6 protein-coding genes are annotated in these 11,604 nt (G+C 71.2%); 3 read left to right on the top strand and 3 right to left on the bottom strand.

Going from position 1 to position 11,604, the window contains the following annotated elements:
* Window positions 1-147: 147 nt before the first annotated feature.
* Complete coding sequence (locus tag Vse01_RS09300) at window positions 148-303, bottom strand: hypothetical protein (protein ID WP_170863488.1); 156 nt, start codon at window positions 301-303, stop codon at window positions 148-150.
* 425 nt (window positions 304-728) lie between these two features.
* On the opposite strand from Vse01_RS09300, the gene Vse01_RS09295 reads away from it, so the two are divergent.
* On the top strand, window positions 729-2,990 hold the full coding sequence (locus Vse01_RS09295) for a hypothetical protein (protein ID WP_093406710.1): 2,262 nt from the start codon (window positions 729-731) through the stop codon (window positions 2,988-2,990).
* A gap of 48 nt (window positions 2,991-3,038) precedes the next feature.
* Here the strand turns inward: Vse01_RS09295 and Vse01_RS09290 are convergent, their stop codons facing one another.
* Window positions 3,039-5,873, bottom strand: a complete 2,835-nt coding sequence (locus Vse01_RS09290) for an AfsR/SARP family transcriptional regulator (protein ID WP_093406712.1) — start codon at window positions 5,871-5,873, stop codon at window positions 3,039-3,041.
* Window positions 5,874-6,107: 234 nt separating this feature from the next.
* The gene (locus tag Vse01_RS09285) at window positions 6,108-7,289 is read right to left on the bottom strand and encodes a PucR family transcriptional regulator (RefSeq protein WP_093406714.1); all 1,182 of its coding nucleotides are present in this window, start codon (window positions 7,287-7,289) and stop codon (window positions 6,108-6,110) included.
* A gap of 156 nt (window positions 7,290-7,445) precedes the next feature.
* Here Vse01_RS09285 and Vse01_RS09280 point away from each other — a divergent pair, with 156 nt between their 5' ends.
* Together Vse01_RS09280 and Vse01_RS09275 are read left to right on the top strand one after the other, a co-directional pair.
* Window positions 7,446-9,743 carry an aminotransferase class III-fold pyridoxal phosphate-dependent enzyme gene (locus Vse01_RS09280; protein WP_093406717.1) on the top strand — a complete coding sequence of 766 codons (2,298 nt, stop codon included), beginning with the start codon at window positions 7,446-7,448 and terminating at the stop codon, window positions 9,741-9,743.
* Between the two features lie 3 nt (window positions 9,744-9,746).
* Entirely contained in the window at window positions 9,747-11,339 is a 1,593-nt protein-coding gene (locus Vse01_RS09275; protein WP_093406720.1) for a xylulokinase, read from the top strand.
* Window positions 11,340-11,604: the final 265 nt, after the last annotated feature.

Genomic DNA, 11,604 nt, shown 5'->3' with positions numbered 1-11,604 from the left:
AGCAGACCTGCCGGTCGGCCTCGGCCTGGGCGGGGCTGGCCGAGATCGCGACGGTGCCGGTGCTGATCAGCGCCACGGCGCAGGCGGCACCGATGAGCGACCTGAGTCGTCCACGCCTGCGACTTCGTGGTGGGACGGGGACGTTGTTCATGCTTCCTCCTCGTGACGGCTGACCGGTGGCCAGCAGTGCGCTACGAACCGGCGGTCCCGATGGCTGTGCGGCCACCATCGACTGTCGACGTCGTACCGGGTGGCGGTCTGCCGGTCGAACTGCACCGTGACCGGCGGAGTAGGTAGCGACATCCAACGATCATCCAGGTTCGTCGATGGCCAACAGTATTGGCGCGTATCCGCCGACCCGTCAACAACTTCCGGAAATACTCTCGAAACCTTCCCTCGACCGCCCGGCCACGCCACGAAACGCATCAGCGCTGGTCAGTAACAACGGGATGGCCGACGATTGCTCGACAGGGCCACGACGGGCCACGCCAGGTACGCACCGCTGACCAGCGGAAGTTCCAGTGACTTTCCGGATGCTCACCGGCGGCGCAGCGCCGTCAGTGCTGGTGGCGGGGCTACGACGACCAGAAATGGGTACGGTCGCGCCGCCTCGCCGCGCAACGCAGGCGTGGACCCCTTCGGTTGGGGTAGGCCGGGCTGCCGTGGGATGACGCCGCGCCTGGTACCGGCCCGCTCGCGGCGAGGCTGCGAGGTGTCCCGGAGGGTCGATGTCGACTGGATCAGCGGCAACCGGTGGGTTGGCGCCGCCCGAGGACGTGGTGGAGCTGCGCGTGCACGGGGTCTCCACCCCTGCCGCCGAGCAGATGGCGCAAACGCCCGTGCAGGTGGCAGGGGATCGCAACGCCGGCTTCTACCGGGCTCGCCCGAGCTGCGCCGGTACCGACCGCACCGACACCGTGGAGGTGTACCGATGGAGTGACCTGCCCTCCGGCACCATGATCCGGACGCTGTCGATGGTGTTCCTGCTGCCGTTCACGCTGCTCAACGTCGCGGTATGGATGCGCCCGGGAAACCCGGGCACCGACGCGGCGGTACGGGCTCTGTGCCGGGTGCTCGGTCTCACCCTGACCGCGCTGTACGTCCTCACCGCCGTCGGAGTCGCGTTGGACCTGACCGCGTGGCAGTGCATGTCCTCCCCGGACTGCCTGTCCGGCCGCAGCTGGCTGTCCTGGCTCGGTGGTCGCCCCACCGGCCTGCGACTGACGGCCCTCACCGCGGTGCCGGCCGCCGCCATCGCGCTGATCTGGTGGGCCAGCACCCGCCCCGGACGAACCTTCAACGCGTTCCGCCCGCCGGAGAGCACCCGGTCCGGACACCCGCTGAGCACTGTCGGCCAATGGGACGCCGAGCCGCTGATGGGGCGACTACGCTCGATCCACATCGCCGCGGCGTTCGCGACGCTCGACGCCAGCCTGCTCGCCGCCCGGACCGCACACGCCCAGGGCCCCGCGCCCGCCACCATCGTGCTCACGGTCGCCACCGGAGCGGTGCTGGCCACCTGCGTCGTCCTGGTCTGCACTCCCCCGCTGATCGAGCGGGATCCCACGGACCCTCGGCTCGACGGGATCGCCCGGGCACTACGGACAACAGCCATCGGGCTCACCATCGTGGTCGTCGTCGACGTTCTCGCCGCCCCCGCCGACTGGCGCGAGGAAGGTGGCCTGCCCGGCTACGCGCCAACCCTCACCTGGCTGTTCGGCACGCACGCCGTACTGCTGGCCGCCCTGGTCTCGGTCACGCTGCGCCCCCGGGGCCAGCGGTCGGGCCACCGACGCCCACGCTACTTCGGCGCTCCGGCGGCAGCCGCCGCCGGAGCCGGTATCGCGGTGGCGTTCTCGGCCGAACTCGTCCGTCGGGTGGCCGATCTCCTGGACCGGAACGCGTCGGCCGGGCAGGTGGCCATTCGGCCACCACCCGCCTTCACCTGGGCGATCTACGGCTTCTTCCGGGCGGTGCTGATCACGCTGGTCGTGACGGGCCTGGTGGTCCTGCTGACCCGGCGCGGCCGTACCCGCGCGGCGACCGCGATCCTCGCGCGCGATTTCCCGAACCCGCCACCGGAGGCCGTTGCCCGACTACGGCAGGTACGGCAGGCGATCGCACGGGCCCGGTCCACCGAATGGCTGCCACCGCTGGTCGTGGTCTACGCCGGTCTCGGCGGGCTCGGCGCGGCAACCACCGTGATCGACCTGCTCGGCGAGCATCCCGGCGACGTCATCCAGCGGTACGCGCAGGTGCCCGCAGGCCTTATCGAATTCGGCATCGGACTCGGTAGCCAGCTGATCTCGGCAACCGTGCTCGGCCTCGTCATCGGTGGAATCTTCGCCTACCGGACGCCAGGATTCCGGCGCCGTGTGGGCGTGCTCTGGGACCTGGCCACCTTCTGGCCACGCGCCGCCCATCCCTTCGCCCCGCCCTGCTACGCCGAGCGGGCCGTGCCGGAGCTGGCCCGGCGCATCACCTACCTGATCAGCAGGGGCCACCTGGTGGTGATCACCGGATACAGCCAGGGGTCGGTGCTGGTCGCCGCCACCATCCTGCAGCTGGCTCCACGGGTCAGCGATCGGGTCGCCCTGCTCACCCACGGCTCACCGCTGCGCCGACTCTATGCTCGGTTCTTTCCCGCCTACTTCGACGACGACATGTTGCACGAGGTGGGTGACCGGGTCGGCTGGCGATGGGTGAACCTGTGGCGGGACACCGACCCGATCGGTAGCTGGACCTTCTCCGGCCACCGGCCCGACACGCCACCGACCAGCACCGGGCCCTCTGCGACGGTGGACCGCCGCCTGCCGGATCCGGCGGGCCTGGTCGCCCCGCCCGGCGACAGCGTTCCGCCGCCGATCAAGGGCCATTCGCCCGGCGAGTCCGACGAGGCTTTCGTGGCGGCGACGCGGGAACTGGTCGTGCGGTTGCGGGCCGGTCAGCCCACCGGTCCCGGCGACGATTCCCCGCCTACCCCGTCGTAGCCGAACAGGTGAGCCCGTGGGGGCGCGACCAGGCACGACGAGCCGCGGTCAGCCACTGGCACCGCAGGGACCGGCGGTCGTCTCCGTCAGTCGCTCGATGCGTCGTAGGGCCTCGTCGATCGCCGGGTCGTCGACGTCGTCGTAGATCCGCGCCGCCTGGCGCCAGGCGGCGATGGCCCCGGCCTTGTCACCCATCGTCTCCCGCGAATCGCCGAGCCGGACCAGAGTCTCGGCCTCGTGGTAGCGGTCGGCGGTGTCGCGGAACAGCTGGATCGCCTGCTGGTAGCAGTCGACCGCCCGGGCGTGGTCACCGAGCCTGTCGTACGCGAAACCGATGCTGTCCAGCGTCGCCGCCTGACCGTTGCGGTCGTTGCTGCGGCGCTGCTCGGCCAGGGCGGCAGTGCAGCTCTCGATGGCCTGGTTGTACTCGCCGGTGGTGGCCAGCAACCAACCGATCGCGTTCAGCGCACGGGCAGCTCCGGAACGGTTGTCGACCATCCGGTACAGCCGCAACGCCTCGCGGGCGTGCGTCAGCGCCTCGTCGAGCCGACCGCCCAGGAAACATAGTTCGCAGTAGTTGTGCAGGGTCTGTGCCTGACCGGTCGGGTCGTTGAGGTTCCGGTAGAGGTCGAGCGCGCGGCGGAGCCGGTGCTCGGCGTCCTCGTGTTCGCCGAGACGGGTGAACGCCCGCGACAGCAGGCGGTTGGCGGTCGCCTGACCGGCGAGGTCGTCGATCTTCTCGGCGGCGGTCAGCGCGACCTGCTGAATGGCGAGTTGGTCCTGCCAGAGACCGCGGGGCGCGACGAACGTGTTCAACGTCCAGGCGAGCTGCCAGGCGTACGCCTCGAACCCGCTGTCGGCGGCCTGCCGGACCATGCGGAGCAGCACCCGGTGCTCCGCGGTGAACCAGGCCAGGGCGGCGTCGTGGTCGGTGGCCGGTCGCCGGATCACCCCCGGTAGTGGCGGCACCGGTTCGATCGGCGCCCACTGTGGTTGCAGCAGCACGGCCGCCGGGTAAGCACCGTGCAGGTAGTGGTCGTAGAGTCGTTGCCGGCCGGCTCGCCGCTCCCCGGCGTGCTCAGACGAGTCGGCCAGCTCGGCCGCGTAGACCCGCAGCAGGTCGTGGAAGGTGTACCGGCCGGGCGTGTGCTCGGTCAGCAGGTGCAGTCGGGTCAGCTCGCGCAGCGGCGGCACGACGGCCGCCGTGGGCACCCCGGCCAGGGCGGCTGCGGCGTCGGCGCTCAGGTCCGGACCGGGATGCAGGCCGAGCAGTCGGAACAGCCGCGCTGCGGGCGGACTCAACGCCAGGTAGGAGCGGGAGAAGACCCGCCGCACGTCGCCGTCGGCCAGCACGTCGAGCCGGGCCTCGGTGGAGTGCAATTCGGCGGCGATGGCATCGAGCGGAAAGGTCGGGTGGGTGGCGACGCGCGCCGCCACCATGGACAACGCCAGCGGCAACCGTCCGGTGGCAGCGATGATGTCGGTGACCGCCTCCGGATCGGTCGCGAGCCGGGTGGCGCCGAGCCGGCCGGCGAGCAGACTCATCGACTCGTCGTCGGTGAGCACGTCCAGCCGCAGCGGTTCGGCGCCCTCGGCGGCGACCAGGTCGGCCAGCCGGTCCCGGCTGGTGACCACGACCAGACAGCCACCGGCTCCCGGCAGCAGGGGCCGCACCTGACTGGCGTCGCGGGCGTTGTCGAGCACCACGAGCATCCGCCGGGAGGCCAGCAGACTGCGGTAGAGGCCGGTGCGGGCCTCGGTGCTGGTCGGAATCCGGGAGGGCGGCACGCCGAGCGCCTCGAGGAAACCCTGAAGCGCGTCGTCCGGGAACGCCACCTCGGCCTCGTCGTAGCCGTGCAGATTCACGTAGAGCTGACCGTCAGGAAAGCGGTCGGACACCCGGTGGGACCAGTGCAACGCCAGGGCGGTCTTGCCGACGCCGGCCATCCCGGACACCGCTGAGATGACGACCGTCGCCGGTCCTTCGCGGTCCAGGAGCGCGTTCAGGCGGGCGAGTTCGGTGGCTCGGCCCACGAACTGTGGCACCGCGAGCGGCAGCTGCTCGGGCCGCCGACCGCCGGAACCCGGAGTCGCCGGGGAGGTCGCGTCGGGCGTCGGCTCACCGCTGCTGGTGAACCCGTTCGCCACCAGGCTCGGGCGGTGATGCAGGATGTCGTCGTAGAGCCTGATCAGCTGTGGTGCAGGGTCAAGACCGGTCTCCTCCGCAAGGATCTGCCGGGCCTGCTGGAACGCGTCGAGTGCGCCTGCCACATCGCCGATGCGGTAGAGGCCCAGCATCAACTGGCTCCAGGCCCGCTGGCGCAGCGGATGCTCGTCGAGCAGGGCTCGCAGCCGGCCGACCACCGCGGCCGACGCGCCTTGCGCCAGCATCGCCTCCGCGTAGTCCTCCTCGGCGAGCAACCGCTGCTCCTGCAACTGGGCGACCCATCGGGTCAGCAGCGGGTGCGATGGCAGGTCTGCCAGGGGTGCCCCGCGCCAGAGCGTGACCGCCTCGGCCAGTTCCGTCTCCGCTCGGACGGCGTCACCAGCGGTCAGTGCGTCCCGGCCACGCGCGGCGGCGGCGTCGAACCGATCCAGGTCACGCTCGCCCGGCCGGACAGCGAGCAGGTAGCCGCCGGCCGCCGTCGGTATCCGTTCCTCACCGAGCAGTCGGCGCAGCCCGCGCACGTACGTCCGCAGGTTCGCCGCGGCCGAGGGTGGCGGTTCGTCGGCCCAGAGCATCGGGACCAGTTCGTCGGTGCCCACAGTCTCGTTGGGGCGCAGCAGCAGGGCGGCCAGCAGCAGCCGTTGCTTCACCGAACCGAGCGGGATGAGCCGATCGCCGCGGTGCACCGCCAGCGGGCCGAGCAGGTCGAAACGCACAGGGTCCGTCCATCGGGTACGCCGGGCAAGGGCCGGTCACCCGCCCCGACTGCCGCACCTGTTGAGCGCGTCGGCACGGGCAACGGTGACGTTGTATCTCCTTTGTGGCAAAGGCTATACGCCGGTCATCGTAGAGGTCCCGGCAGTACCGAACCACCGGCGGCACGCGGGTGCCGAGGGCCGCCACACCGGCCGGTCGGGTCTACTCGGTTCCTTCCAACGCCGGCACTCGCCCTAACCGCCGCCGGGCCGGCTGGTGAGCTGGCTGGTCAGCACCACCAGCAGCTCAAATCGGACGGCCGGATCGTCCAGGTCGTCGCCGTACAGTTCACGCAGCCGCTTGAGGCGGTAGCTGACCGTCTGCGGGTGCACGAACAGCTCGGTGGAGACCTCGGCGCGCGAGCCCCAGTGCCGGAGCCAGGCGTACAGCGTCGCCAGCAGGTTGTCCCGCTGTGCCGGGCGCAGCTGCGCCAGCGGCGCGAGGCGGCGGGCGGTGAGCACCGCCAGGGCCCGCTGCTCGCCACGCAGGGTCAGCGTGACCAGGTGGTCGTCGACGAAGACCGGACCGGAGGCCGGTCCGACCAGCCCGGCGGCCAGCTCGGCGAGCCGGACGGCCGCCGGCACCTGCGGCCAGCCCAGTTCCGGGCCGACCACCGCCGGCCGGCCGGTGAACGCCTCGGCCAGGGTGGCGCGGGCCGCCCGGGTACCCGCCCGCAGCAGCAGCACGGCGTCGCGACCACGCTCGATGACCAGGCCGTCCGGGCCGTACCGGAACCGCGCGTCGCGGGCCTGGTCCAACGGCAGCAGTACGGGCACCACCGTGTCCAGCTCGACCCAACCGATCCGGGCCGCCGCCGACTCGACGGCACTGGGCAGGCCGTCGCCGCGCAGCAGCAGCTCGGCGAGGTGCCGCCGACGGTCACCCTCCCCGGCCTGCTCGCGCAGCTGGAGCGCGTACCCGTCGGTGCTCGCGGCGGCCAGCTCGGCCACGTAGGCGCTGACCGCGTCGGAGAGGTCGATCAGTTCCTCCGGATCGACCGGGCGTAGCCGGGCCAGTGACTGCGACGCCGTACGCAGCAGCAGCCGTGCCGCTGTCCGCAGCGCGGTCAACAGCGCCTCCGGTCCCCGGTCCTCGCGGGCCTCGGCGGCGCCCAACCCGACGAAGACCTCCCGGAACCGGGGCGGCAGCGCCGGTTCCCCGGTGCCGATGAGGTCGAGAAAACGGTCGAGCGCCACCTGCACGGCGGTGCGTACGTCCCGGGCGAACTTGTCGTCGGCGATGCCGGCGAAGGCCGGGGTGGCCTCGGTGACGGCGACCGCGACGGCGGCCACGGTGGCCGGCAGGTGCGGGCGCATCGCGGCGGCCAGATCGGCGGGCAGGTGTCGCCAGGGAGTCGCGGAGACAGGCGCGATCATCCGGCGATTTTGTCACGGCAGGATAAGAACGGCGGCGGTTCTCACTGCCGACGGGACGGTGTTTCGATCGGCCCGGCCGCGCGACGATGAACCCGACCGGCGGGCGGGCCAGCGCAGCGACCGCCCGGTGGCCGACGAACCGACGGAGGAGAACGCGTGCAGCACCGCCTGTCCCGCCAGCACGTCGTCGACATGTGTCGCACCATGCTCGCCCGGGGCTACCTCAAGGCCACCGAGGGCAACGTCTCGGTCCGGGTGCCCGGCCACCGGCGGTACGCGGTCACCCCGAGCAACTACGACTACGACCGGATGCGGGTCGAGGACATCTGCATCGTCGACTTCGACGGCAAGCACGTGCCCGACGACTCCGGCGCCGACCTGAAGCCGTCCATCGAGTGCGGGATGCACGCCAACATCTACCGGGAGCGGCCGGACGTCAACGCGATCGTGCACACCCACCAGCCGTACGCCTCGGCGCTGGCCTTCCTGCGCAAACCGATCCCGGCACTCACCGACGAGCAGGTGCGCTTCCTCGGCCGGGAGGTGGCGATCATCGACTACGCCCCGTCGGGCACCGGGTTCCTGGCCCGCAACGTGCAGAAGAAGGTGACCAGCGGCGACAACGCCTTCATCATCGCCAACCACGGGGTGGTCGCCGTCGGCACCGACCCCGACCGGGCGGTGTTCAACATGGCGCTGCTGGAGAAGGTGTCCATCGCCTACCTGCTGGCGCTGACCAGCGAGGCGGGGAAGGTGCACACCATCCCGACCGCGATCCGGGAGATCGCCTTCACCAAGCTGCGGGCCGACGAGAAGCGGATCGCCGCGCAGCTCACCGAGGCGGTCGAGCCGCTACGGGTGCCCGCCGACGAGGAACTGCCAAGCGCCGACGCGGCAGCCGCCGAGGTCGCCGCCGGCCGGACCGCGGACATCACGCCAGGCGCGGTGGACGGTGCCGCGTCCCCGGGCAACGGGACGGACAGCGATCCGGGCGTCGAGTCGGCCCGGCTCGGGTACGCGATCAGCGAGTACCCCGACGTCGACGACGTGATGCGTCGGCTGAAGGCGCTCACCGCCCAGCCGGTGCGCGGGCTGCGCCACGACGCGATGCTGGACGTGCTGAACTACTTCGACACGAAGTGCCGGGCCAGCAAGGAGATCACCGACCGGGCGCGGCGACGCATCCCCGGCGGGGTGCAGCACAACCTGGCGTTCAACTATCCGTTCCCGCTCGCCGTCGACAAGGCCGACGGAGCGTACCTGGTGGACCGGGACGGCAACACCTACATCGACTTCCTCCAGGCCGGCGGACCGACGATCCTGGGCAGCAACTACGGCCCGGTCAACGAGCGGGTCGCCGAGGTGGTCCGGGACTCCGGCCCGGTGACCGGGCTGTTCCACGAGTACGAGCTGAAGCTCGCCGAGATCATCCACCGGTTCATGCCGCACGTGGAGATGTACCGGTCGCTGGGCTCGGGCACCGAGGCGGTGATGGCGGCCGTCCGGGGTGCCCGCGCCTTCACCGGCAGGAAGATGGTGATCAAGGTCGGTGGCGCCTATCACGGCTGGTCGGACACCATGGTCTACGGGCTGCGGGTGCCCGGCACCTACCGGATGAACGCCAAGGGCATTCCGTTCGGGGCCACCGCCCGCACCCGGGAGGCATTCCCCCACGACCTGGGTCAGCTCAAGCGCAAGCTGATCGAGAACCGGCTGCGCGGCGGCACCGCGGCGGTGGTGGTCGAGCCGGTCGGCCCGGAGTCCGGCACCCGGCCGGCGCCACGCGATTTCAACGCCCGGGTCCGCGAGTTGTGCGACGAGTTCGGCGCGCTGCTGATCTTCGACGAGGTGGTCACCGGGTTCCGCCTCGGGCTGGGCGGCGCGGCCGGCTACTTCGGTGTCACCCCCGACCTGACCGTGCTGGGCAAGGCGGTCTCCGGCGGCTACCCGATGGCCGGCGGCGTCGGCGGGCGGGCCGACGTGATGGCGGTCTTCGGTTCCGGGCTGGACGGCAAGAGCGGAGCGCACATCCAGGTCGGCGGCACCCTGTCGGCCAACCCGCTGTCCTGCGCGGCCGGCTACTTCGCCATCGAGGAGATGGCCCGCACCAACGCGCCGGTGATCGCGGGCCGGGCCGGTGACCGGCTGACCCGCGGCCTGCAACGGCTGATCGACTCCTACGGGCTGCCGTACGTGGCGTACAACCAGGGGTCCATCGTGCATCTGGAGTGCAGTGGCGTGATGCTGTTGGACATGCGCAACCCGGTGAAGCTGCTCAAGGAGAACAAGACCCGCAAGCGGCTGATGGAGCAGATGGGGGCCGCCTACACCGCACACGGCATCGTCACCCTGGCCGGCTCGCGGATGTACACGTCGATGGCCGACACCGACGAGGTCATCGACGACGCGCTCGCCCGGTTCGACCGGGTCTTCGCGCTGGTCGAGGGGGTCTGATCCGTGGCCGCCAGCCCGCCACAGGTCTTCGCGATCGACCTGGGCACCTCCGGGCTGAAGGCCGCGCTGGTCGCCGCCGACGGCACGGTCACCGGCTGGGCCGAGCGACCGGTCCCGCTGCGGGTGCTGCCCGGTGGCGGCGCCGAACAGGATCCGCTCGCCTGGTGGAGCGCGCTCGGGCAGGTCGCCGCCGAGCTGGGACGCGACCATCCCGAGCAGATGCGGGCGGTCGCCACGGTGTGCGCCTCCACCCAGGGTGAGGGGACCATCGCGGTGGACGCGGCCGGTGCACCGCTGACCGCGTGCATCAGCTGGCTCGACATGCGCGGCGCGCCGCACCTGCGACGGCAGTTCGGCGGCTTTCCCGCGTACCAGGGGATGTCGGTGCGCCGGATCGCCCGCTGGCTGCGGCTCACCGGCGGCATGCCCTCACCCACCGGCAAGGACCCCGCCGCCCACATGCTGTTCGTCCGCGACACCCTGCCGCAGGTGTACGCGCGCACGGCGACGTTCCTCAACGTGCTCGACTGGATCAACCTGAAGCTCACCGGACGCACGGTGGCGACCGTCGACTCGATCCTGACCTCGTGGGTGACCGACAACCGGCGTCCCGGCGACATCCGCTACTCCCCCACCCTGGTCGCCGACAGCGGCATCGACGCGGACAAACTGCCACCGATCGTCGCCTGCACCGAAGTGATCGGCACGTTGACACCGGCCGCTGCCGCGCACCTGGGCCTGCCCGCGACGGTACGGGTGGTCGCCGGTGCGATCGACAACACCGCCGCGGCCATCGGCGCCGGCACCACCGACGACAACAAGCCGCACCTGTACGTCGGCACCTCCTCCTGGATCGCGGCCCACGTGCCCCGGAAGAAGACAGACGTCTCCGCCGGCATCGCCTCGGTGCCCTGCGCGGTCGGCGACCGTTACCTGATGACCGCCCTCCAGGCCACCGCCGGCGCCAACCTGACCTGGCTGCGGGACAAGATCGTCGAGTACGACGACCCACTGCTCAGCGCCGGTCACCTCAGCCGCGACGAAGGGACGATCTTCGACGCCTTCGACACGATCATCCCGACGGTGCCGCCGGGCGCGAACGGGGTGCTCTACACCCCCTGGCTGTACGGCGAACGTGCCCCGGTGGACGACGCGAGCCTGCGTGCCGGGTTCTTCAACATCTCCCTCGACACCAACCGCTCGGACCTGCTGCGGGCCGTTTTCGAGGGGGTCGCCTTCAACACCCGCTGGCTGCTCGGCGCGGTCAACCGGTTCCTGGGCGCGCCGGTCACCTCGATGGCCATCACCGGCGGCGGGGCGCTGTCAGACTCGTGGTGTCAGATCTTCGCCGACGTGCTCGACGTCGAGATCCGCCGCGACGCCCAGCCGCTCGCGGTCAACGCCAGGGGCGCCGGGTGGATCGGCGCGGTCGGCACCGGGCAGCTCACCTTCGCCGACATCCCGGGCCTGATGCGTACCGACCGGGTCTTCACGCCGGACCCGGCGCACCGGTCCGGCTACGACGAGGTCTTCGACGTCTACCGGCAGCTGCACCAACGACTCGCCCCGGTCTACCGACGTCTCAATCGCGGCTGACCTGCTTGGCGGCCCGCGGTTTCTACGCGATCGACAGGTGATCAGCTTTTTGCCCGTTTCCCATTAATCGGGATTGGCGGCTGTGATGCCCGCCTGGAAGTTTCGGCGGTCATCGATGATGGCTTTTATCCTCTGATCGATGCGACGCTATGACGTCGGCGTCGGCCATCGACAGGAGGATACGTGCAGGCAATACGTCGCAGGCTACTCGGAGCCCCCTCCGCCGACCCTGAGCAGGCCGACCCGGAACAGGCAGCGGATGTCC

This window comes from Micromonospora sediminimaris, from assembly GCF_016863575.1.
In the GTDB taxonomy this organism is placed as follows: domain Bacteria; phylum Actinomycetota; class Actinomycetes; order Mycobacteriales; family Micromonosporaceae; genus Micromonospora; species Micromonospora sediminimaris.
Note: the sequence above shows the minus strand (reverse complement) of the source record. Positions and strands in the feature narration are given on the sequence as shown.

Coding starts and splice junctions, on each gene's coding strand:
- Vse01_RS09285 (WP_093406714.1), bottom strand. CDS start 7,289: ATGATCGCGCCTGTCTCCGCGACTCCCTGGCGACACCTGCCCGCCGAT.
- Vse01_RS09300 (WP_170863488.1), bottom strand. CDS start 303: ATGTCGCTACCTACTCCGCCGGTCACGGTGCAGTTCGACCGGCAGACC.
- Vse01_RS09295 (WP_093406710.1), top strand. CDS start 729: ATGTCGACTGGATCAGCGGCAACCGGTGGGTTGGCGCCGCCCGAGGAC.